The organism is Ammoniphilus resinae (assembly GCF_017873965.1).
In the GTDB taxonomy this organism is placed as follows: Bacteria; Bacillota; Bacilli; order Aneurinibacillales; family RAOX-1; genus Ammoniphilus_A; species Ammoniphilus_A resinae.
This window is the reverse complement of sequence record NZ_JAGGKT010000017.1, coordinates 12,112-38,314: the sequence shown is the minus strand read 5'-3', so window position 1 is coordinate 38,314 and position 26,203 is coordinate 12,112. Positions and strand designations below refer to the sequence as shown.

Genomic DNA, 26,203 nt, shown 5'->3' with positions numbered 1-26,203 from the left:
CCCCAAATCAACTGCAGCCAGTCTATCCATAACGTATCTATTTTACCTTAATCCCCACGCAATAATCAAGCCAACAACTGCTCCAAAGCATCCTTCTTGGTTTCAAGGGAAGGAATATCCACAGCCTCTTCTAAGGCATATAACATCCCTGCATAATATTCTTCCATTAGATCCTTCAGTTGATTTTCGCAATCGAGAGCCAATCGATTGTAGGCTTCGCCGTAGAAATTCCGAAGGATTGCGGTTACCTCCCCCAAGTAGTTGGAAACAGGCTGTTGCATCCACTCTTCTAGACTAGTGCGCATTTGTTCACGCCCACCCTGTTCAAAGAACTGTTTTGGTGATTTAAACTTAGCCAGCACGCCCTTAGTTGATGTTTTTTCGTAAGGCAACTTTACAGGCAGTTCTGGAACATTCAACTTTTGGTAAACATAATCGATCAAGATCTCCGCGGATAGCGCCTTTTTCTTATCATCCCATGTACCTTCAAGCAGATGATTGATGAATTTCTCCATCCGAAGTGACGTTGCCCTCATTTCCTGTTCCAATGTAAAGACTAAGTGACGGACAAATTCATCGAAGCATTGCTCCACCAACTTTTTATTCCCTTGAATGGCTTCTTCATTCAAGACAGCCGGATTAAAGGACAAGCTAAATAATTCGCCAAGCTTAAACTGAAGACGCTGCTTTACATAATAGACCAGTTCTTCCGCTTCTTTTTCCAATTTTGAATGGTTGGCTGCAGCGGACCCAAACAAGACCCGCTCCTGATCTTCCCGTTTCTGATCCAGCAATAAGTTTCGTTTGTTCCTTCTTGATTCTTCCCCTTCTTGTGCCGCCTGGATAAAAGATTGTAGAGCAGCTTCAGAACGTTTTATTTCACCCAAGGCAGATTGGTACGCAACCTCTGTTAGTTCCTCAAAGGTAAATTGGATGAAATCCTCTTCGAAAGCCTGGAATCCTGCATAAACAAGGGCGTCCTCCGGCTTCATCAATGTATTTTCTGAACCTGTACGTTCTCGGTAAATTTGTTCAGCGGAAGCACTCAGAGGTTCCTTGGCAAGCATTCTAGCTAATAAGGCGGTTTGACTGGAAACCGGATAAAGCCGCGGCTGACGAATCCCGTTGGCCACTAAATTTTCCTTTACGTGCTGTACTACATTTTCTAGTTCTTCCCCGGACTTAGCCAAGTCAGCGGCATTCACAATGAAGAACATCTTATCCATTTCCATCGTATCTTTTACTCTTCCCAGCTGCTGCAGGAATTCGCGGTCCGCATGGGAGAACGCATGGTTGTAGTAAGTGACGAACAAAATGGCGTCTGCGTTTTTGATATAGTCAAAAGCAACGCCGGTATGTCTGGCGTTAATCGAATCCGCACCAGGTGTGTCTACAAGAGATACGCCTTGATCAGTTAATGGACAGGAATAATATAGATCAATCCATTCTACAAAACAAGCCTTTTCCTCTTTCGCCACCAAATCCTTGAACACATCCATACCAACCAGCAGTTCTTCACCGAATTGGGCAGACATATCCGCGAGACCTTTTTTCACCGCTCTTAAAAATGAATAATGCGGCTTTGCCGAGGGAAGCATTTGATCAATGCGAATCTGCTCCGATTTTTCTACAGCCTCTTCCAGTGTTTTGGCTTGGAAGCCAAAAATCGATAAGGATTGTAGGACATCTTTTTCCATATCGTTTTTGCTCTTTACTTTTACCCTTACCGAACCGTGGGGATATTTTTCCGTTGGCGGTAAAATTTTGTTAATAGTAGCCGTTGTTGGGTTGGGCGATACCGGTAGAATCATCTCCCCCATCATGGCATTAGCAAAAGAGGATTTCCCCGCACTAAACGCCCCAAACAGAGCGACAGTAAAGAGATTCTGCTCTAAACGTTCCGCCCTTTGTCGCATATTTTTAGCTGCCAACGCTTGACCCCGCAAGTCTTCTATGACATCCGCGGCTTGCTTTAGTTTCCCTGCTGCAGATCCTAGCTTTGCTTTATAATCCACTTTAAAAGGCGTAAGTGCCTTCTTTTCCTGTTGCAGCGCAAGGGTAGCCATCTCGCCCTTTTTCACTAAAGGTGCAATCGATTTTCCCGGCCATTTCCTTGATGAAAAAGCGGTTTGTTCCTCTTTCGTCGGGGCAGGATCGATAGAAACCAGCATCTCTTCAAGGGAGGAAATATAAGTCTGTTCCTCCTGTTCGAGCTTTTTCAGCTTATCCCAGGAAGCCCATAAATTAGCGGCCGCTTCTTCCTCTGCTTTTGCTTTTTCAAGCTCTTCATGAATCTGTGTTTGCAAGATGACAACGAATTGATCGATAAATTCCGTGGCCAAACGACGATAGCGTTGTTTAACCTCTGCGGCGAGATCATGGGTATAATTTAATACAGCTTCCCCTGTTACTTGTGCACCCTTTTTTAGGACACTGGACAGGAGCTCAGAGGTGATCTCAACCTCCATCCCCTCCAACTGCTTGCGGAAATCGTCATCAAGCTTCAGGGAATACTCTTTCTCTGCCTGTGAAAAGAGATCGAGGATATGCCACCGCAAGTGGGCCTTCACTTGTTCCTGCAAAACTTCTTGAAAGGCATTGAGGCGTTCTTCCTGAGCCTGTTTTGTTTTTGCTGCAGCGGTAAAAAGAAACCCGACTTTAAATCCGGGCTGGCAGCTCTCCATATAAGCTTGCGCTAATTCCCGAATTTGAAAAGGTGTGAGATTAGCATTAGCCAAGATTTCTTGTAATTTTTTCAGCACCTGTTCGCGCATGATTTCTGGTGCTTTTTGCAATCGATAGACTTCCTGCTGCCATTTCTGATGGTTGTTTTCTGCTGTCTCTTCTGCAACAGCGCCAACCTTCCGCAGCAGTTGTTCACGATTGGACTGGTTTCTACTTTTCATGTACTTATCGTGAAGCTCGATTACATCCTCAGCGGAGCGAATGACACTGTCTTGAAGAAGTTGATCCTTATTGCAAAAGAGGGTATACAGCCGGTCATGTAAGGCTTCCAATTGGTTATGCGGATGGTTGGGATACTTTAATGTCGTGTAAAAAATCCCATCCGCTTCTACCCCCCAGCTTTTGAATGCATCTTCTACACTTTGCTGAAAAGCAGAAAAGTCCAATTCCATCTCAAAATGTTTATCAATCTGATTTACGACCAAGAATAGGGTTTTTCCTTTATCTTTCAAAGTTTTTGTAAATTGGAAATTAATTTCAGACTGGACATGGTTGTAATCCATCATATAGACTACGACATCAGCAAGATGCATAGCTGATTCTGTCGCAACTTTGTGCGCTGCGTCCGTCGAATCAATTCCCGGGGTGTCCATCAGCCGGGCATTGTTGACAAGAAAATCATTGGGACAACTAATTTCTACCCTTGTTACTGCATCCCCATCTGTGCAATATTCTTTTAACCTCTCTAAATCCCCCACATAGTCAAAAGTGCGTGGAGCTTGATCCTGAAAATAAGCGACAGCCTTTGATTCCCCCGTTTTAATCAAGACTACATTAGCACTCGTCGGGATTGGACTAGACGGGAGGATTTCTCTCCCCATTAAAGTATTGATCATGGTTGATTTCCCCGCGGAAAAGTGTCCGCAAAATGCCAGCACAAATTCCCCATTCAACCATTTGTCTTGTAACTCCTGTAACTTCAAGGCATTTTCATGATCAGCTTGTTCTGCCAGCTTTTGCTGCAGTTTTTGCAAGCGGTCAGCAAGTTCCTGATTTTTCTGTTGGATGGTTTCTACACTCATTTTATCACCTAATCGTTTTTATCTTTTGTTGTATAAAATATCATACCCTTTATTTTAAGCGGAGATTGCAAAAAAGCCAATCCATGTGGATTGACTTTTAGGAAATCACTGGAAATATTTCTCATAAGCCTTTTTCAGATGGGCTACAACAGTTTCCGCATCGTATCCTTCAATGGCCTCACGTGGAACAAAGTAAACTAATTTTCCATCCTTAAAGAGAGCCGCTGATGGAGAAGATGGAGGATACCCTTCAATATACGTACGTGCTTGTGCGGTTGCTTCCTTATCTTGCCCGGCAAATACAGTGGCCAGGTGCTGTGGAGCCTGATCTCCTGTTTGTATAGAATGGATAATCGCCGGACGGGCGATTCCTGCCGCACATCCACAAACGGAGTTGATGACAAGTAGCGCTGTGCCGCTCTTGATTTCTTCGTTAAACCAGTGATCCACTTCCTCTGGTGTGGTCAATTCTTTAAAATTGGCATTGACCAACTCATCGCGCATTGGCTGAACCATTTGTTTCATTTGATTCATATACGCATCAAAAGACATCATAGACATGGTATCATTCACTCCCATTATATAATTGTTCTAATCTATTGTACCTATTTTAACACGGTTTTGAAAGGCAGAAAGCGGTTCGTGTCTCAACTTACTGGAAAGTATAGCATTTTTATCATCTAGAGTCACTGCGCAGATCAGGAAAAATTGAGTTCACCACTCCCCCAATGATGAGAATGAGGGCAGAAAGATAAAACCAGATGATAAGGATTATTACCCCCCCAAGACTGCCATAGGTTGCAGAAAAATTCCCAAAGTTGTTTACATAATAGGAAAACCCAAGAGAGATCACCTGCCATCCCACTGCAGCAAATATAGATCCAGGCAGCGCATCCTTACAAGTTAAACACGTATTTGGGGCGACATAGTAAAGAAGCAGAAAGGCTAAGTTTAAAATAAGATAACTGACAATCCAGCGAAATGTAGCTGTTGCGAAAAAATTGGTTTCCGGAAAATGAAGATACGTATGCAGAAGAACTTCCAATTTTTCTCCAAAGACAATAAGCAAAAGAGCTGAAAAGATAGAAGCAATCATTCCAAATGTTAAAATAACGGACAAAATCTTAGAACGTATAAAGGATCTTTCCCTACGGATCCGATAAGCTAAATTAATTGCCCGTACCAACGAATCCATCGCCGCCGTGGCCGACCACAAGGTAATGATAATCCCGAAGGAAAGCAAACCTGTTCTTCGGTTGTCCATAATATATTCAATATTATCTTCAATTAATTTATTGGTTGAACCAGGGGCATGCTCAACAATCAATTGAATGACATCATGTGAGGTAAACGGCAGGTATCCCAGGAGGGTAACGACCACTAGCAAAAAAGGGAACAGGGATAATAAAAAGTAGTATGCACATTGTGCTGACAGATCCATCACACGATCCTCATTGAACCTTCGAATAAATAGCTTAATAAACGAAAACAACGACTGCCTCCTTCATTAGTGGGTTTGTGTACTACGTCGAACCCTCTAACTTTCACAAACCATGTAGTTGTCCTCGTAGAGGGCTTCATCTATCGTTTGCGGAACTGCGTCGAATCCGCCCTCTTTCGCAAACAATATAGTTGTCCTCGTAGAGGGCTTCATTAGTGGGTTTGTGTACTACGTCGAACCCTCTAACTTTCACAAACCATAAAGTTGTCCTCGTAGAGGGCTTGTTCTTATCTTGTTATTCCACTTCACCGAATCTATATGCAAGAAAAACGCTAGACATACTATTCGTGTAAGTCCGCTTTAGCGTGGATTAAGGTCTGATTAATATTTTTTTCGGACCGAACCTCGTTGGTTCAGCCATACTGAGTCTGAATCACCGCCGAATTCGGACTGAATCTCGCTGGTTCCGCCATATTGAGTCCGAATCACCACCGAATTCGGACTGAACCTCGTTGGTTCCGCCATACTGAGTCCGAATCACACCCGTATTCGGACTGAACCTCGTTGGTTCAACCATATTGAGTCCGAATCACACCCGTATTCGGACTGAACCTCGTTGGTTCCGCCATACTGAGTCCGAATCACACCCGTATTCGGACTGAACACAGCTGGTACCACCATACTGAGTCCGAATCACACCCGTATTCGGACTGACCCTCGTTGGTTCAACCATACTGAGTCCGAATCACCACCGAATTCGGACTGAACACAGCTGGTTCCGCCATACTGAGTCCGAATCACACCCGTATTCGGACTGACCCTCGTTGGTTCAACCATACTGAGTCCGAATCACCCCCGAATTCGCGACTAAGATCAGTGGATTCGAGACTAGCCTGTACCGATTCCGGCTTTTTCCCGGTACAAGGCCAACCCGCATCCCGTCAGAACAGGCGAGCGAATCTAGGTCACAATACAAAAAAATGACCAGGAACCAGCCCAGTCACCCTTCTCTCACACTCGCTTCCCCTTCAAAAACACCATCAACTGGCTAAAATCCCTATCAGACACCTTGCGTCCATCTGTATAAAAGGTTGCTGCAAAATCGTCCCCGAGTTGGAACATAGATTCCTTCAACTCAGTAGGAACCGGGTATTCTTCAACGATTTTCTTCACATAGTCCCTCGGTGACTCTGTCGGCAACCGGCCCATTCCCTTTTTCTGTCCCCATTTTTGCAGAAGATGAAAATACCAGTAAATTCGATAAGCATAAAATTGGGGAAATCTCTTACGCCATGCTCGTACAAGCTTAGCAAAAAAGCCAAGAATGGACTGCCATAATTGGGTCCAAAACGACCGGCTTCTTCCAAAATGAATCTTCGTCATTCTTCGGTTCACCTTAACTCGCGCAGGGCGTTTTCGGGCCAAAAACCACAGAGCTAGCACCAACGCGATGGCGGCTAAACCCACTACGACCCAAAAGACTGGGAACTCGGCCGTTCCTTCCATCCCCCCACCCTTAAATTCAAGAGGTGTCTTAGGTTCATCCATGGGTAGCGGAGCCCCCTCCTCGGAAATGGGAATCAAACTTAGAAGCCAGTTCAAAAATTGGAACAACATTTTCCCAACCTGGACTGCCCCGACTCCAATTCCTTGCAAAAAGGAGACGATTGCACTGCGGATGGGTGGCAGTAAAGCAAAAAGAGTCATTAGCCCCCCAAGTCCAACAATTCCGATCATCACACCCGGAAACCCACTGGCTTTTCCAACAATCCTTACCTGGACGTTTTCCTCTTTATTTTCCTCGGGATACAGCGTCAGCACCATTCCTGATAAGCTAATTAAAATCGCCAACAAAAAGGGCACATGGATTACCGACTGTAAATTAGGATTCACCTGAAGTAACAGGGCAAAAACACTATACCAAAGGATATTCCCCTCAAATCGCAGTAGCATCTGTGCGCGTGTCGGCTCCTTCTCCACGTAAAAGCTGCCACGTAGAAACAGAAACACAATTATCAACAGGCATGCCAAGCTGTAGCCACGCCCAAAAGGGATCCATTCACTCCAGCTAAATACCCCCAAAGCGGCTAAAATAATGGCACTCAAAGCATATCTGATCCGAACATCGGATATCCATCTCCCCACTGTCCTTTGACTCAGATATCCGAGTATACAAGCCAAAATCCATGTCAATGCATCAGGCAAGGAGGAGACTTCCCATTGAATTTTTGCAAAGATGGCCAAACCGAAGTACAACCACAAGGCTTCGCTGTATAAGGCAATGACTGTTTTTAAAAAAGGGCGTATACTCATCCCGTTCCTCCTTCACCTAGCGTTTGTGCACTACGTCGATGATGCACAGGATGTGCGAACTTCTGCGACTTACACTTTTGTCCTACGCCGAATTAACTTCCTGCTCAAAAGTAACCGTTGTCCCCGAAGGGGGCGTTGCGACAGGACGTCGCGTTCTTAGCAGAAGATCATCGGTTCTTCACAATCTTGTTCGACGACAGCAGTGAATCCATAGCGAAAGCCTGTCCCTGTAACTGATCTGCATAAGAACTCCGCTGACGGTAATAAAAGATCACTCTGGCAGAAACCTTGCCATTTTGTTTGACCCATCCAACGTGGCCTTCCAAAATTTGCTCACAAAAATAGAAAATCGGAGCAGCATTGTCCTTTTTACGCGTTACCTCTTCCAATAACAAATGCTGCGAAGGCACAGTAGTTGAGGTCATTTTGGCCAGGTCATCTAAAAACAACCCCACCGTTTGTGTGGGGACCAAATCGCGGATCTTCATCCCTTTGTAATCGATGGCATTGCTTGCATGCCCAATCTGGATTCCTTGTCGATGATAGTTCATAGCTACAGAAGCGATCACAGACAAAAACCATTCAAATTCCCGATTCGGTACATTCCAAAAACCCTTGACATCGGTGAGAATCATTAATTGTTTGGGAAGAATCGGCTTGTACACCCAGGTTTGCAACGTCCCCATTCTCGCACTAGCCTGCCAGTGAATCTTTCGCCATTCGTCGCCATTTTGGTATTCCCGAATTCCCGCGATATGGGAAGGATCCTCAAGGAGCCCACCACTTTTCCTTCCGATTCCCCACTGAAATACCGAACGAAGGGCTGGTACCGAAACGGAAAGCAACTTGGGATAGACATAGAGTTCCTTATTTAGGTCCACTCCTTTTTCCTGCTCGGCAAAACGAAAAGCGTCACCAGATCGGATCAAAATGCTTCCAAGTGAATAAACACCCCGTTTAGAGGCCTTCCCGGTCATCTCCCATTTTGCATGTTGAAAACCCCATAACCATAAAAGTCGTAAACGATATTGCTCCGGATCCCCTTCTGTCCAGTTCCATCCTTCCTGCTTCGGATGTTCCCACTCCACCCAGACAAGGGGGAGCCATTTTTCATTCGATAGCGTGCATTCCATGGTTATCAGGTCTTCCGGAAACACCCGTGTTTTCTGTAATTCAATCGTCGGAATAAGCTGCTTCAAGGAATGATGCTTCCAAACCCTAATAATGACGGTGATCACCAATAGCAAAGAGGATATGATCACTAATGAAACAATCTTAAACCAAAGGGCACCTATAAGAAGAGCCACCACACCCCAAATTACATATTGATCGAACAGGATGCTCGTTTGTTTCGGGTCTCTTCTTTCCTCTTCCTCCTCCGTTTGATTCACCTTGATCTCCGAACTCATTGGGCTTTCTCCAATACTTCCTCAGGAATCGGAGCCTTGGCGAGGATATCAGCAAGAATTTTTTCGCTTTGCATTCCGGAAAGAGAGGCTTCAGGCGTCAAAACCACCCGATGATTCCAAACAGGGGCCACGAGTTCCTTAATATCGTCAGGCAGGACATAATCTCTTTGGTTGATCAGGGCCCAGGATTTTACCGCTTTGTATAAAGCCTTAGTAGCCCGCGGACTAACTCCAACTGTAAACATCGGATGACGTCTTGTTTCAGTTGCTAAAGCAACAATATAGCTGGAAATCGAATCATGGACAAAAACTTGCTCTGCTTTGGACTGCATGTAGACAATGGCTTCTGGAGAAAACAGGGAATTTAATTGATCGTAGGGAAGCTCATCGCCCACCTTTTTCAGCATCAATTCTTCTTCCTCTATGGTCGGATAGCCCATTCTGATTTTCATCAAAAAACGGTCCATCTGCGCCTCAGGAAGCGGGAAAGTCCCTTCCATTTCGATCGGGTTCTGGGTGGCAAGAACCATAAACGGCCTTTCCAACAAGGAAGCTTGTCCTTCTACGGAAACTTGCCCTTCCTCCATCCCCTCCAACAAACTGGATTGTGTCCGAGGCAGGGCTCGGTTAATCTCATCAACGAGCAGAATGTTTGTAAAAATAGGTCCTTTGCGAAAAGAAAATTCAGACGACTTGGGACTGAAAATGGACATCCCAATTACATCGGAAGGCAATAAATCCGGGGTACATTGGATCCTGGAGAAAGAACAATCAAGCACTTTTGAGAACGCTTTTACTAGTGTAGTTTTCCCCATCCCAGGCAAATCCTCTAATAGCACATGGCCTTTTGATATTAAAGAAGTGAAAAGGAGCTTTATTTCTTTTTGGCGTCCGATGACAACCTTGGATAATTCCTCATACAAATTTTCCAAAATAATCTTTTCCCCTTTTGCTAAATCCAAGTCGATCTCCCTTTCCCATAAATTCCGGGGGCAGTCCCCATTGTAAAACAATTTGGTCACTTTAGAAATAAAAGATTCTTATAAAGTACAATACCACACTCTTGTTGTTTTAAGAATAAAAAGTTTCGTATACGAAAAAGAAGGGTTCCCCTAAACTAAAAGAAAAACCCGGTGTTAAACACCGGGCCCCTTACTTCCCCCTACTATACCCATTTTCAATGACTTCCAAAGCCCCTGTATCCGGGTCAATAACCAGCCCGTGAACCGGAATTCCCTTCGGAATCAATGGGTGATTACGGATAACGTCAACGCTGTTACGGACGCTATCTTCTACGGAATCAAATCCGTGAAGCCATTCGTTAATATGAATTCCTGAATATTGCAGGGTAGTGATGGTCTCTTCGGGAATTCCCCGCTCTACCATTTTTCTCATCGTTTCGGTCGGATTCACATGGGACATCCCGCAATCGTGGTGTCCGACAACGCACACTTCTTGGGCATTCAGATCATAGATGGCAATCAAAATACTTCTCATAATACTGCCGAATGGGTGGGATACAACTGCACCCGCTGTTTTAAGAAATTTGGCATCCCCATTCTTGATATTCATAGCCTGTGGCAATAATTCTGTTAGTCTGGTATCCATACAGGAAACCACCACTAGTTTCTTATTGGGAAGCTTGGAGGTCTCATATTTTTCATATTCTTTCTTCCCTACAAAGTTCCGGTTAAACTCCAACACGTCGTCTAATAACATGGCGATTGATCTCCTCTCCTCTATTTCCTATAAGTATAAATGATTATGCCGGAATTAAAAACCATGGAAATGCCTCCCTAATTCTTGTCCTGCTTTTGGGTTACCGTAAATTCCTTCAACTTCACTAGCTCTAATCTTGAAAAAATGGTCGCGATTAACATACACAAGCCGAAAACGAGAGCCATGATTTGTCCAAGCAGGCTGTATTCATATCCGAACCAAACACCCACGGCAATAGAGAGAATTGCGACAAGCAAAAGGGCATAGACATAGGTTCCCCACCTGACAATTTTTCCAGGGGTTTTTTGCTCTTCATCTTCCGATAAAGAAACATGCTTTCGTTTTTTCCATCTAACTAAACCGTAAATAATCACCATCAGCGGCACTTGAACAGCCGGTATAATCACCGGAAGCGCGAAGGAAGAGTAGTCTTGGACACTTAGCGCACCTTGAAACGACAAGGTTGATGTAGCCAGGACAAACCACCCTAACGGGATACTGTATGTGCGATAATCCCGGTTGTTGGTATAGCTGGCAATTGCGATCAAGATGGCAAGGAAGATAATAACCGATTTAATGGCGATCGCTGGAAACCAGATACTGAAAAACAAGATTTCAAGTCGATCCAAAAAATCGGTGATATGGATCTGCTCGACAACCATATAAGCGGGATACATCACTCTTCCCGAGATGACAGAACCAAGCACCCCAATCCCCAAGAGAAGGGAAACCGTAAAACCAAAGGCAGATAGCAAAACCCCGTGCCGGATACTGACTAGAAAGAGTTTTGATTTCGGAAGCGCATGGAGAAAAGCCCCCATCACAAACATTTCACCATATCCCGCAAGCGCAACCCAATTTCCTTTCCAAATGGGTGCTAGTCCATCCACAAGAAAGGGTTCCATTCGCTCCAAGTGAAATTCATTTAAAATGAACAAGAAGATCGGAAAAATCCCAATAAAGAGGACGGGGAAAAAGAAGTCATTCATTCTTGCGATGGCTTCCACACTGCTTCGCCCAAAATACATCAGGATGATAACAAACATAAGGGTCAAAATTTCCGGTGGTGTCCTCGTTAAAAGAGTTGTATTAATAAAACCAGTGATGGCATTCAATTCCATCAGCAGTCTCATCCACATAAAAAACAAAATGACGGCATTAAGAATGGCACCGCCCCATTTTCCAGCCACTATAAAGGTAATCTCAAACAGGTTTTTATCCGGATAATGTTGGTTTAAGGCATAGAAGAATAAACAAATGATTAAGGCAAAAAGAACCGGGCCGATTTGTGAAAATACGGCATTGGATCCCGCCGCATTCGCTATACTTGAAGGTAACGTGACGAGTGAACTGGTAAGCAGGAGGCTCGCAGTGAGCCAGCTCAATTGACGATGATTAATTTGTACCTGATTCAATGGAGTCACCCCTGTGTAATATAGTATTTCATCCAAGGAACAAGCCATTGGATCAATAATTCTCCAGGCATCGTAATAGGGATATCAAATTTTTTAAAGAAAGCAGCAACCATCGCCAGAATCAAAAATCCTACAGCAATCCACTTTCCCGCGGCTGTTGCCTGTTTTCGAATGGAGGAATCCATCTTCCAAGTCAGCAAGATCCCCACAATCACAATAAAAAAGTAAAGGTTATTCAAAATCGGTTGCTCTCCTTTGTAATATTCTCTGTAATTTGCCCTAATCGTTCTACACTGGCCTTCACTTCAATATGAAAAGGAATATCCCGAAGCATACCCCTCCATTGTTTGGAATAATTTTCTTTCCATTCCTTCGGATAGGCCCGAGATAAGAGCACTCCTAAATAGGCGGGATCTGTTTGCTTTTCCTTGGCTTGCTCCACAAATGCCTCAATACTCTCTTTAATATCTTTTTCAAATTCACGACTTACCTTTTTCTGATTTTTTTCAAAACGCAAATCTTCTGTAAGCATACTTTCCTGCACCGCTCCTACGGCTTCCACCTTCACATCGTAAGAAAGATTCCCATTTTCAATCCGTGGGATAATTTTGCTTTGTCCACTCGTTACTCTTATGGTAATTGGTTTTTTAGAATCCCCCTCCTGAATTTCAAGGGTAGTCATATAAGTGACAAAGTGGGAGCGCATCCAATGGGAGCCCGCAGCAGCTTTTTCCTTAAAAACACCTACCATCTTGTCTTCCTTAAACTGTGCATATCCGGAAAGTTGAACCTCTTTTTTATTCTCTTCTCCCTTGGGTTGTGGCTCTGTTACTTCCATATAAGGAATAATGGGATCAACCCCTTCTCTATTTAAGGCCTGGGCAGTATCCTTCAGATTCACAGGAAGAACAAAAGGAAGTTTCACAATCTCCCGCATCGCCTCCGCGGAAAGACTTTCAAACTGTGGACTCGATCCAAGAAGATCGATCGCTTTCCCTTTCGATATAATCATGTTGGCAGTCAAGCGGTTATCCGGAAGTCGAGCGACCTCATCAAACCCGGGTCGAATTCCTTCGCGTGCGACCTCTTCAGAAACGATCAAAATGCGCCGATGTGAAAAGATCATCTGCCGGGACATTCGATGCTGCAAACGGTCGACTGCATCACGTACCGTTTTTCCTGTTTCTGAATCAATATAAAAGACCGGTCCTTGTCCTTTTCCACCCAATGGGCGGACGAGTGGAATTTGCACCCCCACACGGTACATATCCCCTTCTTTATCAAATGAAGAGGCAACAACAACGGCCAAATCATTAATTTCTACACGATCCCAACAGCCCGTTAAAAGCAATGGGCTGAAGAGCAAAAAAAAGATTAAGGAAATCCGTTGAAACACCGGTTTAATCCCCCTTTTCAGACTGGTCATGGTCGAAATCTTTTCCGCTTTGTCCCCCATGTTCAGCAATTTCGTTTGGCAAGTGTTCCCCCATCCGGCGCGTATCCATCAACGGCATATAAGATGGCCTTTCTTGTTGCATCCACCACGGTGCCCGCCACGCCACATCTTTTAGATCAGGGATCGAAAGCGGATTTGTCGGTGACAAGTATGGAATCCCGAAGGAACGTAAATTGACAAGATGTCCAAAAATCAATACTAAGCCAATCAAAATGCCATAAATTCCGAACAAGGAGGCTAGGATCATCAATGGAAAACGTAACATCCGTATTGCAATGGAGGCATTGTAGCGAGGGATCGTAAAGGAAGCGATCCCGGCCCCGGCCACAACTATCACCATTGGTGCCGAAACAATCCCTGCTTCTACCGCAGCTTGGCCAACTACCAAACCTCCCAGAATCGACACTGCTTGGCCAATCGCTTTCGGCAGTCGTACCCCTGCTTCCCGCAATGCTTCAAAGGAAATCTCCAAAATTAAAGCTTCGACCACCACCGGGAAAGGTACCATATCCCTGCTAGAAGCAATACTAAGCAGAAGGGAGGTTGGTAGCAGGGATTGATGATAGGTACTGACAGCTATATAGGCTGCGCTTCCAAACAAGGAAATAACTAAAAAGATATAACGCATCCACCTTATTAGAGTGGCAAGTTGAAACCGCTCAAAATAGTCTTCATTGGCCTGCATAAGGGCCCAGAAAGTGACGGGAACAATCAACGCCATGGGTGTTCCGTCAACCATGATTGCCACTCGCCCTTCCAATAATGCGGCGGCGACAGTGTCCGGCCGTTCCGAATATTGGACTTGCGGAAAGGGAGAGTATGCGTTATCTTGAATAAATTCTTCGATATATCCCGTTTCTAGGATGGCATCGATATCAATCTTCTCGATTCTATCGACCACTTCTTTAACCAGGTTTTGATCTACAATCCCTTCTAAATAAGTAATGACCACATTGGTGTTACTTTGCTTCCCAACGACCATCGGCTTCATTTTTAAATAAGGTGTTTTAAGTTTTCTGCGTAATAAAGAGGTATTTGTTCGGATATTTTCAATAAAACCCTCACGTGGTCCGCGGACAACAGTCTCAAGTTCCGGTTCACTGACCCCTCGCGTATGTGGACCCCGCATACCTAACAAACAAACCTTTGTGTTTCCGTCTACAAAAAGGGCAGTATCCCCCCCAAGTACTCCGATAAGCATATCCCCATAATTATCCGCATCACTCATTTGGGATACGGCTAGGACATGGTCTTCAATTGCAGACAGTTGAGACAATCCACCTTCTAGAATCATAATCTCTTTTAAGGCGAAATCTACCTGTGAACCGCTCGCTAAACCGTCCACATAAAACATGAAAGCAGGTACACTGTCTTTTAATTGAAATTCACGAATGACAAAGTCGGAATTTTCCTTAGCCAGTTCCTTTACTCGCGCTAAATTGTCCTTAAGATTCGGACTCACCGAGACGGTTTTAAACTCGTCCACGTATCGCAAGTTTAGTTCTTCTATTGTGTTATTTGATTTAGGTTTGCGCCTATTCATGAAAGTGACCCCCAATTATTGGTACCTACTTAATTTTGGCGAATATAACCAAAATTATTCTTGGAATGAATTCTAATAGGAAATTGGGTCAAGCTTAAAAGGAAAAGGAGGAGTGTCAGGATGGAACATACGTGGCTTTCCGTTTTACCCTTTTTAGTGGTCATTCCCATCGCCATCTGGTTAAAGGAAATTATGCCTGCCTTGGTGATTGGGCTGCTGGTTGGTTCCTTTTGTTTAGAGCCAACGCTTACCGGGGGATTAAAAAAATCAGTGGATTATATCATCCAAACTTTGGCCAATGCGGACAATATTAAAATTGTCGCGTTTCTTTACCTTTTTGGTGGGTTGATTGGCATGATGCAAATATCTGGAGGGATTAAAGGGTTTTCCCAGTGGGTAAGCTCCAGGGTTCACTCCGAGCGGGGACTGATCTGGTTGATCTGGCTCACGATTCCTTTTACTTTTATGACCCCGATGTTTCGGATAATGATGATCGGGCCGGTGCTTAAGTCGATGTCCGAACGAATTGAAATAAGTAAAAGAAGAATCAGCTATGCTCTGGATGTTTCTACCGAGCCTATTATTGTGCTGCTGCCAGTGGCTACCGCCTTTGTTGGCTTCATGGTTTCGGTTGTCGGGGGGGCCATGGAGCAAAACGGGATCCCAGGCAGTGCGTACCAAGTTTTTCTCTACAGCATTCTGTTTAATTTTTTTGCCATCATTTTGCTGTTCATTGGGATTTTTACTACATTTCGATCCAGTTCGGCTGTGAAGCAGGAATTAACGGGGGATACAGGGGAAGATGAACAGAATGTACTGCATCGGGCTGGGATCGAAAAAGAATTGTCACTTGTCAGGGCTCAACCGTGGAATCTGTCTCTTCCTTTGCTCCTACTACTGGTGTTAACTTTGTATTTGCTGTGGGAGGATGGTCGGGCAAAAGGAGGACAAACCTGGTTAGAGGCTTTTGCCGCGGCAGACGCTACTTTTGTCATGATGTTGGCGATTTTTATTACCCTTTTGTTTACCTTTATTTTTTATTTTGTGCGGAGGGAAAAACTCCCGGAAATGATGTTTCATTTTTTTGATGGGGGCAATCAGCTGATGACAGCGATTCTTCTACTCATTCTGGTCTGGTCCACTTCCCTCGCTGCAGAAGATCTAGGATTCTCGCAATTTGTTTCCTCGACCTTGGGCACTTTTGTACCGAAGTTTGCGGTACCTGCCATCGTCTTTGTTCTAGGCTCCTTGGTCTCTTATTTTATCGGAACTTCCTGGGGGACGTGGGGGTTGTTTATGCCATTGGGAATCTCCTTGGCCGCAGCAACAGGAGCCAACATTCCACTTACAGCAGGTGCTGTGTTTGCAAGTGGTACCTTTGGTGCTTTTGCCTCACCGATTGGAGACACCACGATTACCACTGCCTCCATCATGGAGATGTCGATTATTGATTATGCAAAATATAAATTAAGGATCGCATTAATCACGGCAGTCCTTACGGTTCTCGCCTACCTATGTATCAGTTTTTTACTCTAAAGAACTGATACATTGGGATCTTGCCTGATCTTACGGGGCTTGATATAGTCAACAAAGAGAAAAGAAATATGGCAAGGTCTTCATGGGGAAAGGGTGATTTGTGTTGATTAAGGCTGTTCGGCGTCCAGTCAACGAGGAAAATGATCATAAGCGACGATGGCTCATTCTTGCCAACGTATCATTAGGGACGTTTATGGCGACCTTGGATGGAAGCATTGCAAACGTCGCTCTGCCAACCATTTCAGCAGAGATCCAATCCCCTTTGCATATTGTTCAATGGGTGTTAACTGCTTACTTACTTACCATATGTGCTACTCTTCCAATTATCGGGAAACTGTCAGATATGATCGGCCGGGGAAAAGTATATAATTTCGGCTTTTTAATCTTTACAGTTGGTTCTGCGGGGTGCGGTCTATCCGAATCACTTGGTGCTCTGATTGCGGCCCGTATCATCCAGGCGATTGGTGCTTCCTGTCTCATGTCAAATAGTCAAGCAATTGTGGCGGAAACCTTCGGGGAAAAGGGTCGCGGCAGGGCAATGGGGATTACCGGAACGGTGGTATCAATCGGCTCACTAACCGGACCAGGAATTGGCGGTTTGCTTGTCGGGAGCTTAGGATGGCCTTCCATTTTCTGGATCAATATCCCGATTGGGTTAATCGCTTTTGTCGCTGGATGGTATATTCTGCCCAAGGATAAATCACAGAAGGAAAAAAAACCATTCGATTATGTTGGATCAAGCTTGTTCATTATCGGGATGGTATCTTTCTTATATACTGTGTCCAATGCGGAATATTGGGGGTGGAGTTCGACACAAACCATCGCTTTTGGCGGCTTCGCTCTTTTGGCTTTCCTCGTTTTTTACCTGTGGGAGCAACGAACAGCCTTTCCGATGTTGGACTTTTCCCTTTATCACATCCCAGCCTTTGCCATTGGCAATATTGCTGCACTATTATCATTCATCTCGCTGTTTTGTACAAACGTGATGATGCCTTTTTATATGCAAAATGTGCTTCATTATACCCCATCCTTAACAGGCTATACGATGATGGCTTATCCTTTGATGATGGCAATAGTCGCTCCAATCTCCGGCTGGTTGTCTGATTCGATTGGCTCCTCTTGGCTTACGACGGGCGGACTATTCATTAATGCCCTGGGTTTTGCCCTATTAAACACCTTAACGATTGATGAGTCGCCGTGGATCATTGCCCTTCATTTGGCCGTGTTTGGACTCGGCGGTGGGATGTTTCAATCCCCAAACAACTCAAGTGTAATGGGTTCTGTACCAAAGCCGAAACTCGGCACGGCGGGTGGCTTAAATGCGCTTGTACGAAATATTGGCATGGTTCTTGGTATTTCTTTTTCTGTATCGCTGTTTTCCTTTCAAATGAACCGTTTGGCAGGCCATGTTGATATTAACGAAGCAGTGACAGGTCAAGATCAAGTCTATATGTTACAGTCCCTGCATACGGTGTTTTGGGCGGCGATGGGTGTCTGTCTCGTCGGTGCGCTAATTTCCTCTTTTCGGTTGAAAAAAAAGAGGGGTGGTCATTGTTGATCCGTCCCTCTGGCTTTCTTCCGTTTTTTAGTTTTAAACTACCCTCTGTTGAGCGCCTTCTTTTCAGCGGATACATCAAGAAAAGCCTGAAGAAATTTAAAGCCATTTTGAACAGCTGGATCCTTCAAGATCTTCATCATACCAAACAGAGAAATCGTCGTGGTATTTTGATCAGCCCGTTCTTTTGCTTCCTTCACCATGGAAATTCCATCCTGCACCCGCTCCGTTACCGGGGAGGCAAATACTTCCACAAGTCCTGCAATCCCTTTCAGGTTATCCTTATCCGTGAATGCCTCTACAAAAGGGGAAATCTTATCAAGCATTTCTAAGGTTTTTGCAATTTTCGGCAATTTATCAACCATCATGACAATAGCATCCAATGTTTCTGGATTTAACAGAACCTTAGAGACTTTATCTACAGGTTGAACCAGGGAATCAATCGTTCCCATATCTGTTGCCACGTTGGAAACTTTCCCTACTACCTGTTCAATTTTCAACACTGTATCTTTAAGTTCTGGTAATTTTTGAATCATAACAGCAAGTGCTTCCTGCACTTCCGGCTTAGCCAATTCATTCAGCCATTGATCTTGTCCAGCCTCTTGTTGCTTCGTTTCTACTGACATTGATCCTCTTCCTTTCTCCTATTTTTATATCTCTATTTTTATCATACCCAACTGCACAAAGGAAGCCATCCTTAACAAGAAAAGGATACCTTTGTAAACTATCCACTAATATGTGCCAATTCAATATTACTCCAGGATTGATTTTCATGCAAACAATTTAATACGATCTCGGCAAGCCCAGGACGTGTTCAGCCACATAGGATAGAATCAAATTTGTCGAGATCGGTGCGACTTGGTATAGCCTGGTTTCGCGGAATTTGCGCTCCACGTCATATTCCTCGGCAAATCCGTATCCGCCGTGCGTTTGCAGCGTGACATTCGCTGCTTCCCATGAGGCATCTGCGGCTAACAGTTTCGCCATATTTGCTTCCGCCCCACATTTCTGCCCAGCATCAAAGAGTTCTGCTGCACGGAAGCGCATCAAATCCGCTGCTTCAAGATTGACATGGGCCCTTGAAATGGGAAATTGGATGCCTTGATTCTCGCCGATCGGCCGCTTGAAGACCACCCGCTGATTTGCATACCCTACTGCCCGTTCAATGAACCAGCGTCCATCCCCGATACACTCTGCTGCAATTAAGATTCGCTCTGCATTCATTCCATCTAAAATATAGGAAAATCCTTTTCCTTCTTCGCCAATCAAATTTTCCACTGGAACTTCCAAATCCTCAATAAATAGTTCCGTAGTGGCATGGTTCATCATCGTTCGAATCGGTTTAATGGTAAGCCCATTGCCTACCGCTTCACGTAGATCGACCAAAAGTACAGAAAGACCTTCCGTACGTTTTTTAACCTGGTCCAATGGTGTGGTTCGGACAAGGAGGAGCATTAGGTCCGAGTATTCGGTACGCGATATGAACACCTTTTGACCATTGACAATGTATTTATCCCCTTTCCGAACGGCTGTCGTTTTCAACTGGGTGGTATCTGTCCCGGTGTTGGGCTCGGTTACTCCAAAAGCCTGAAGCCTCAAAGAACCATCGGCAATCTTCCGAAGATACCTTTGTTTCTGCTGTTCAGACCCATGTCGCAGCAAGGTCCCCATCGTATACATCTGGGCATGACATGCCCCGGCATTTCCTCCGGAACGATTGATTTCCTCCAATATGACAGAGGATTCCGTGATCCCTAATCCGGAACCGCCATATTCCTCAGGGATCAAAGCACCCAAAAAACCTGCAGCGGTTAAAGCATTCACAAAATCCTCGGGGTAAGCACGCTTTTCATCCAACTCCCTCCAATAGGCATCAGGAAAATCACCGCATACTGCACGTACCCCTTGTCTTAACTCATCAAGAAAACTTTTATCCATCACCAATCCCCCAATTAAAATCGTTTATCTTCCCCTAAATTTGGGTGGGCGCCTTTCTACAAAGGCACGTACCCCTTCATGCCGGTCCTCGGTATCAAGGCAACGGTTATAGTAGACAAGCTCTTCTTTTCGTGCTTCAAGATCGTTCATGCCATATAAGGCTTCAACCGCAGCTATGCAGTTTTGGACAGCAATGGGGGCATTTTTCGCGATCCGTTCAGCTAACTCGAGCGCGACTTCTCTCAACAAGGTGGAATCCGTCAACCGATTCACCAATCCCGCACGATCCGCTTCCTCCGCAGTTACAAATCGCCCTGAACATAGCCACTCTTTTGCCCGATGCACACCAATCCGTTTAGCCAATAAGCGTGAACCCCCGCCGCCCGGCATAATTCCCCGCGTAACTTCCGGAAGGCCAAAGGTAGCTGTGTTTGCAGCAACGATCATGTCACAATTCAAAACAATTTCAAATCCTCCAGCTAACGCATAACCATCCACAACAGCAATCGAAGGTTGTGGGAGGTCTGCAATGGCATAAAACATTTGTTCAAAAAGGTGATGCTGATCGCGCCATTCTTGCTCGGTCATTCCATTTCTTTCTTTTAGATCCGCACCCGCACAAAACGCTTTGGGATTTGATGAAGTCACTAAAACAGCTCTCGCATCAGAATGAGCCACCAATCCAGAAATTTCAATTAATTCTTTTGCCATTTGGGTATTAAATGCATTTCTAGCATCTGGCCGGTTGAGCATAATCTCCGCAATCATTCCCTCAGAACCGACTTTATTCCATTGAACGAATGACATTTCCCCACCCCTTTACATATATCGCTGTAACAAGTTCTGCACTTGATCAGCGCTTAACTGTAAATCCTGGTTTGATAGATTTTCCTTCCCCGATCTTCCCGGCAATGCATCTACAAAGTCCATGCGTTCCTTACGATAAATCAGCCCTTTCACAAACCCATCCGTTTGCTCTACCTTATCAAAAGCCATAGTGCGATCCGTAGAATCATACTGTGGATCATCATCCAAATTCACAATGTTTTGTTTAAAAAAATCATAAGTAAAAACCTTATTGAAGGTCACACATGGACTGAAAATATTAATAAAAGCAAATCCTTTATGGCGAATCCCTTGTTCAATCAAGGAAGTAATGTGCTTGATATCTCCGGAAAAACCCTGGGCTATGAAACTAGCATTTGCAGATAAAGCTAATTGTAGGGGAGAAATCGGGCTTTCCGGATTTCCCTCAGGGCTTGATTTGGTTAAAAATCCTTTCGGGCTTGTTGGAGACATCTGTCCTTTCGTCAACCCATAGATTTGGTTGTCCATGACAATGTAAGTAATGTCGATATTTCTTCTAGCCGCATGAACAAAATGATTTCCCCCAATGCCAAAGCCATCCCCGTCTCCTCCCGCACAAACAACTGTTAAGTCTCGGTTGGCTAATTTGACACCTTGTGCCACAGCTAGGGATCGCCCATGCATGGTGTGCATGCCGTACACATTCAGGTATCCTGAAATTCTTCCGGAGCAACCAATCCCTGATTGCAGCACGAAATTTTCCGGTTCAATATTTAAATTCACCGCAGCCTTTTGGATCGCAGCCAACACTGAAAAATCCCCACACCCCGGGCACCAATTAGGCGTGATATCCATCCGATAGTCATGTAATGTTGCCATCTTTTTATATCAACTCCCTACAAAACGATGTGATTTCCGATGGAGAAATCGGAACACCATCAAATTTAAGACATGGGTGCAACTTCGCATGTATTGATATGTGCTGTTTTAATAGGTTTGCCAGTTGGCCTGTTGAGTTTTGCTCGACAACGATGATGGTCTTCGCTTTCTCAGTATACTGAGAGATTTCAGCAGCAGGGAGCGGGTGTAGCATTCGCACATGTACATGCCCAACAGCAGCCCCTTCTTTTTGCATCCACAATCTTGCCTCACGGATCGCCCCATATGTCGATCCAAAACCGATGAGTAAGACCTCTGCCTGCGGAATTCCTTCATATTTAATCGCATCATTCATCGGAACACACTGTAATTTTCTCGCCCTTTTGCTCATTTGTGCCACGCGATTAGCGGGATTCTCACTGGGATGTCCCGTCGGTCCATGTTCAATCCCTGTTACATGATGCATCCCCTTCTTTTGCCCGGGAATGCTTCGGGCTGTAATCCCATCGTCAGTAATCGCGAAACGCTTATAGACGCGATCACCACTCATAGCGAGTTCAGTCTCTGCAACCCGTTTGCCCCGATCAATTTGAATGTCTTCCAGCTGCAAATTCGCCATCTCACAGGTTTGTTTCGAAGTGGACAAGACCAAATCTGATGCCACAAACACCGGACATTGATATTTTTCAGCTAAATTAAAGGCCTTTGGCATGTCCAGCATCGCCTCTTCCACCGTGCTTGGCGCTAGAACGATTCGTGGAGCTTCCCCATGCGTACCAGTTATCATCGCATGTAAGTCACTTTGTTCGATTTTGGTTGCCATTCCACTGCTTGGGCCGCCCCGTTGCGTGTCCACAATGACAATTGGCGTTTCGGTAGCCCCCGCGAGGCCAATTGCCTCTTGCATCAAGGAAATGCCTGGCCCGGCCGTGGCAGTCATCGCACGGGTTCCAGCATATCCGGCACCAATAACCATGGCAATCGCCGCCAGTTCATCTTCCGTTTGCACAGCCACACCACCGTAATTGGGCAGCATCTGCACCAAATTCTCCAGAATATCCGATGCTGGTGTGATCGGGTAGCCAGCCATAAAGCGGCATCCGCCGAGCACTGCGCCAATTGAAATGGCGTCGTTGCCAGACAGAAATAGACGTTGTCCGGATTGGGGTTGTTTTTCTAAGGGAAAGCGAGTATCCATCAACTCTTGTAAAAATTCATGACCCTTTTTTACGGCTGCCATATTTTTTTCGACGATGGCTTCTCCCTTTTTTGCAAATTGTTCTCGAACGGCATCACCAAACACCCCAATCGGCTGGTCGAACAACGCACAAGCCGCTCCCACTGCAACCATGTTTTTCATCTGTTTACTGCCCAATTCTGCAGCCATATCACTAAATGGAAACGCAATACTCTGAATTCCTCCCCGGATAGTGATTTGGTCTATCTTTACCGTCTTTGGGTCAAACAGAATCACGCCCCCATCTATTAATGATCTCTGGTGCAGTTCAATGGATTCATGGTCAAAAGCAAGAATAAGCTCAAACCGCTCAGAGGCATTGTAAACCGGATCTTTGCCGATTCGTAAATGAAAATCCGAATGACCACCCTTGATTCGCGAGGAGAAATTTCGATAACCAAAGAGGTAGTACCCATTTCTCCCTAATGCCTTGGCTAAAATTTCACCAACACTTTCAATTCCTTCTCCCTGCATGCCACCCACAAGGCAAGAAACTTCTGATTTTATATTCATTTGGTCCCCCTGTTTTCACGGGTCAGCCCGCTCCTTATATCTATATATTACAAAAATTCATAGTTATATGTAAAATTAAATTAATAGTATCCTCTATAATTACGATCAAACAACGGAAAAATTTTTTTGCTATTCATCTCAACACAATGTAGAGGATTAAAAGCGGTACACGTGAAAAACCGACCTCCATTAATTCAGAAGGTCGGTCTTTTAGTAATTACTCCGTCGCCCCAATTCCACTTACAATTTGACTTAAGGCCTGATCAATCGGGGTTGCTGGGCGGCTTAGCAGTTTTTCAAAATCATGGCTTTCGAGATCCAATGCGCCCTCGCGGATTCCTTTCTGGATATCTACAAGGAAAGGAACGAGAAATTCCGGCACCCCAGCTCCTTTAATAATGTCCGCATAGACTTCGTCATCGACCTGTTGGACAGGTATTTCCTTCCCTAAAACTTTGCCCAAAGCCGATACGAATTCTTCTTGAGTGAACGGCTTACCGGTAAGTTCATAGATGGAATTTTCATGGCCGTTTCCTGCTAAAACCGCTGCTGCCGCTTCCGCATAATCTTGCTGTGGTGCCCATCCTACTCTTCCAGATCCTGCTGACGTAACCCAAGGGGCTCCTGCCATAACCCCTTGAATGCTTGGGATTTCATTTTCCAGGTACCAGTTGTTTCGCAGGAAGCAATAGGGAATGCCTGTTTTCAAAATGGCTTCCTCCGTGACACGGTGGACAGGTGCGAGGAACATCTTGCTCTCCTTTGCATTGACCAAACTGGTATAGGCAATAAATCCAACTTGAGCATGCTTGGCAGCGGACACTGCAGCCGTGTGCTGACGGATCCTTGTCTCATTGTCCCCATCCGCCGATATGATTAATAGTCGATCAATCCCTGCAAAGGCCGTATCTAACGTTTCTGGATGGTCAAAATCTCCGTGCCGAACTTCCACTCCCAGCGCCCGCCATCTCTCCGCTTTTTCGGGATTCCGCACACTGACAGCCAATTGATTTGCTGGGACTGTTTTCAACAAGGTCTCAATCACTTTCGTCCCGAGTTTCCCGGTGGCACCTGTAACTAATAGTTTCATTGTTTTTCCCCCTATAATTTGTTGTAATGGTGGTTGTTATAACAGGATCAGTTACAACTGGAGCTAAAATAAAAGCTCCTGAGGAGCTCTCATTATTTGAACCTAGCTGTCAGCTGGCTCAGTGTTGTTTGTGCCAACCTTTGTTCCATAGCGGATTGTGCTTCTTTCAATTCTGATTGAAGAACCCATTCAATGTTTCTTCCGACTGGACATTGTACATTGGAGTCATCATGTATACGAAACAACTGATCCTCTTTTGTCACGTTCACAGCCCGATAAATATCAAGCAGGGTTATTTGTTCAGGACTTTTCAGTAAAAAGGCACCGCCTACACCAGCGCGTACATCCAACAAACCCGCCTTCTTTAACATTCCCATAATTCTTCGAATGACGACGGGATTGGTATTCACGCTACCCGCAATAAAATCCCCGGTACAGTTTGAACTGACAGCAATCAAGGAAAGGATATGGACAGCAATTGAAAAGCGGGTGCTTATTTGTTTCAATTAAACCACCACCGTTGTAACCATTATAGTTACACGAACTGCAATATGTCAATTTATTCTTTAGTGAACCCCTTATCCATTCACCATTAAGCTTTCCTTTTTTCAATAAATTTTACCCTTTTGTAAATACTATAAGATGGAGGTGGGATGGTGGCTAAAGGAAAATTTTCTTCCGTTCTGAATCAGCTGGGAACACCCAAAGAGATGAGTCCGATTCAAGATCTGACAAATCGATCTGGTTATGAACCACCGATTTTGGAAGTTACAACACCTCTTGATGTGGAAGAGCCACTAGAGATTAGGGAGCCGTCGTCGGTTACCTTGATTTAGAAAGAGGAAACCCCTGATGATCAGGGGTTTTCTCTTTGGGACAGAGCCAGTAAATTTATAGTAGAAGTGGATATGGATCGTTTTAATATACCTTATAAGTTTGCCCGGTTTGTATACCCTCAGCACTTTTTCGAAAAGCTCTCGCCACCCTGCTTGCAGGAACGGGCTCAAAACCGGGAAAATACGGGCCATACTTATTTAATGATTCTAGGACAACATTTGGGCTTACATTATTTATACGTATGCCTCGAGGCATTTCAAGCGCTGCTGCCTCAACAAAAGATTTTATAGCTCCATTGGCCAATGCCGCCGATACTCCACCAGCGATAGGATCATCCATGATGATCCCTGTAGTTAACGTGAAACTCCCCCGATCATTTACATGATTCATTCCAAGGAGAACCAGATTGATTTGCCCTTTTAATTTACTTTCAATGGAAATCTCATTGTTTTCCGGAGTCAGTTCTTGAAGGGATCCAAAATAGGTATTCCCCGTCGTACTTATGACAGCATCTACCTTCCCAATGGCTTGATACATGGCTGTAATACTTTCGGGTGATGTGATATCTACCAAGACATCCGCCTCACTTCGAGCTGCTGAAATAATTTCATGCTGTGATGCTAATTCATTCATAACAGCAGTTCCAATGGTACCCGTAGCACCTACTAAAAGAATTCTCATCTTAAATCCTCCCTTTCCACTACACAATTCTTTTTTATTACCCTCATAATACAATACTCCCCTACCG

General features: G+C 44.7%; 22 protein-coding genes. 3 read left to right on the top strand and 19 right to left on the bottom strand.

Annotated elements, in window-relative coordinates; genetic code table 11:
• Positions 1 to 65: 65 nt before the first annotated feature.
• From J2Z37_RS20405 to J2Z37_RS20355, 11 genes are all read right to left on the bottom strand, one after another.
• Complete coding sequence (locus J2Z37_RS20405; RefSeq protein ID WP_209812163.1) at positions 66 to 3,767, bottom strand: dynamin family protein; 3,702 nt, start codon at positions 3,765 to 3,767, stop codon at positions 66 to 68.
• A gap of 105 nt (positions 3,768 to 3,872) precedes the next feature.
• Complete coding sequence (locus tag J2Z37_RS20400) at positions 3,873 to 4,322, bottom strand: BrxA/BrxB family bacilliredoxin (RefSeq protein ID WP_280922246.1); 450 nt, start codon at positions 4,320 to 4,322, stop codon at positions 3,873 to 3,875.
• A gap of 121 nt (positions 4,323 to 4,443) precedes the next feature.
• Positions 4,444 to 5,259 (bottom strand): YihY/virulence factor BrkB family protein, encoded by an 816-nt coding sequence (locus tag J2Z37_RS20395; protein WP_245204021.1) that lies wholly within the window; start codon positions 5,257 to 5,259, stop codon positions 4,444 to 4,446.
• Between the two features lie 960 nt (positions 5,260 to 6,219).
• Entirely contained in the window at positions 6,220 to 7,521 is a 1,302-nt protein-coding gene (locus J2Z37_RS20390; RefSeq protein WP_209812161.1) for a hypothetical protein, read from the bottom strand.
• A gap of 167 nt (positions 7,522 to 7,688) precedes the next feature.
• Positions 7,689 to 8,930 carry a DUF58 domain-containing protein gene (locus J2Z37_RS20385; RefSeq protein WP_209812160.1) on the bottom strand — a complete coding sequence of 414 codons (1,242 nt, stop codon included), beginning with the start codon at positions 8,928 to 8,930 and terminating at the stop codon, positions 7,689 to 7,691.
• Positions 8,927 to 9,892, bottom strand: a complete 966-nt coding sequence (locus J2Z37_RS20380) for an AAA family ATPase (RefSeq protein WP_209812159.1) — start codon at positions 9,890 to 9,892, stop codon at positions 8,927 to 8,929. Before J2Z37_RS20380 ends, J2Z37_RS20385 begins: the two co-directional genes overlap by 4 nt.
• Before the next feature lie 190 nt (positions 9,893 to 10,082).
• A complete protein-coding gene (locus J2Z37_RS20375; protein ID WP_209812158.1) occupies positions 10,083 to 10,649 on the bottom strand; it encodes a beta-class carbonic anhydrase in 567 nt (188 codons plus the stop codon).
• A 77-nt stretch (positions 10,650 to 10,726) separates the two neighbouring features.
• Positions 10,727 to 12,064, bottom strand: coding sequence for a GerAB/ArcD/ProY family transporter (locus J2Z37_RS20370; RefSeq protein WP_209812157.1), 1,338 nt, complete (start codon positions 12,062 to 12,064; stop codon positions 10,727 to 10,729).
• 5 nt (positions 12,065 to 12,069) lie between these two features.
• Positions 12,070 to 12,303, bottom strand: a complete 234-nt coding sequence (locus J2Z37_RS20365; protein ID WP_209812156.1) for a hypothetical protein — start codon at positions 12,301 to 12,303, stop codon at positions 12,070 to 12,072.
• The gene (locus J2Z37_RS20360; RefSeq protein ID WP_209812155.1) at positions 12,300 to 13,460 is read right to left on the bottom strand and encodes a Ger(x)C family spore germination protein; all 1,161 of its coding nucleotides are present in this window, start codon (positions 13,458 to 13,460) and stop codon (positions 12,300 to 12,302) included. Before J2Z37_RS20360 ends, J2Z37_RS20365 begins: the two co-directional genes overlap by 4 nt.
• 4 nt (positions 13,461 to 13,464) lie before the next feature.
• Positions 13,465 to 15,063, bottom strand: coding sequence for a spore germination protein (locus J2Z37_RS20355; protein ID WP_209812154.1), 1,599 nt, complete (start codon positions 15,061 to 15,063; stop codon positions 13,465 to 13,467).
• Positions 15,064 to 15,183: 120 nt separating this feature from the next.
• On the opposite strand from J2Z37_RS20355, the gene J2Z37_RS20350 reads away from it, so the two are divergent.
• Together J2Z37_RS20350 and J2Z37_RS20345 are read left to right on the top strand one after the other, a co-directional pair.
• Positions 15,184 to 16,599, top strand: coding sequence for a Na+/H+ antiporter NhaC family protein (locus J2Z37_RS20350; protein WP_209812153.1), 1,416 nt, complete (start codon positions 15,184 to 15,186; stop codon positions 16,597 to 16,599).
• Between the two features lie 103 nt (positions 16,600 to 16,702).
• Positions 16,703 to 18,157: an MFS transporter gene (locus J2Z37_RS20345; RefSeq protein ID WP_245204017.1), complete on the top strand. Its 1,455-nt coding sequence runs from the start codon at positions 16,703 to 16,705 to the stop codon at positions 18,155 to 18,157.
• Positions 18,158 to 18,195: 38 nt separating this feature from the next.
• Here the strand turns inward: J2Z37_RS20345 and J2Z37_RS20340 are convergent, their stop codons facing one another.
• The 7 genes from J2Z37_RS20340 to J2Z37_RS20310 form a co-directional block, all read right to left on the bottom strand.
• A complete protein-coding gene (locus J2Z37_RS20340) occupies positions 18,196 to 18,780 on the bottom strand; it encodes a helical membrane plugin domain-containing protein (RefSeq protein WP_209812152.1) in 585 nt (194 codons plus the stop codon).
• Positions 18,781 to 18,937: 157 nt separating this feature from the next.
• Positions 18,938 to 20,092: an acyl-CoA dehydrogenase family protein gene (locus J2Z37_RS20335; RefSeq protein ID WP_209812151.1), complete on the bottom strand. Its 1,155-nt coding sequence runs from the start codon at positions 20,090 to 20,092 to the stop codon at positions 18,938 to 18,940.
• A gap of 24 nt (positions 20,093 to 20,116) precedes the next feature.
• Positions 20,117 to 20,899, bottom strand: a complete 783-nt coding sequence (locus J2Z37_RS20330; RefSeq protein ID WP_209812150.1) for an enoyl-CoA hydratase/isomerase family protein — start codon at positions 20,897 to 20,899, stop codon at positions 20,117 to 20,119.
• Positions 20,900 to 20,911: 12 nt separating this feature from the next.
• Complete coding sequence (locus J2Z37_RS20325; protein WP_209812149.1) at positions 20,912 to 21,778, bottom strand: 2-oxoacid:ferredoxin oxidoreductase subunit beta; 867 nt, start codon at positions 21,776 to 21,778, stop codon at positions 20,912 to 20,914.
• A gap of 4 nt (positions 21,779 to 21,782) precedes the next feature.
• Entirely contained in the window at positions 21,783 to 23,522 is a 1,740-nt protein-coding gene (locus J2Z37_RS20320; RefSeq protein WP_209812204.1) for a 2-oxoacid:acceptor oxidoreductase subunit alpha, read from the bottom strand.
• Between the two features lie 223 nt (positions 23,523 to 23,745).
• Entirely contained in the window at positions 23,746 to 24,618 is an 873-nt protein-coding gene (locus J2Z37_RS20315) for an SDR family oxidoreductase (protein WP_209812148.1), read from the bottom strand.
• A gap of 92 nt (positions 24,619 to 24,710) precedes the next feature.
• On the bottom strand, positions 24,711 to 25,124 hold the full coding sequence (locus J2Z37_RS20310) for an Rrf2 family transcriptional regulator (RefSeq protein ID WP_209812147.1): 414 nt from the start codon (positions 25,122 to 25,124) through the stop codon (positions 24,711 to 24,713).
• Positions 25,125 to 25,274: 150 nt separating this feature from the next.
• Between J2Z37_RS20310 and J2Z37_RS20305 the strand changes: the two genes are divergently transcribed.
• Positions 25,275 to 25,454 (top strand): hypothetical protein, encoded by a 180-nt coding sequence (locus J2Z37_RS20305; RefSeq protein ID WP_209812146.1) that lies wholly within the window; start codon positions 25,275 to 25,277, stop codon positions 25,452 to 25,454.
• Positions 25,455 to 25,536: 82 nt separating this feature from the next.
• Here the strand turns inward: J2Z37_RS20305 and J2Z37_RS20300 are convergent, their stop codons facing one another.
• On the bottom strand, positions 25,537 to 26,136 hold the full coding sequence (locus J2Z37_RS20300; protein WP_209812145.1) for a short chain dehydrogenase: 600 nt from the start codon (positions 26,134 to 26,136) through the stop codon (positions 25,537 to 25,539).
• Positions 26,137 to 26,203: the final 67 nt, after the last annotated feature.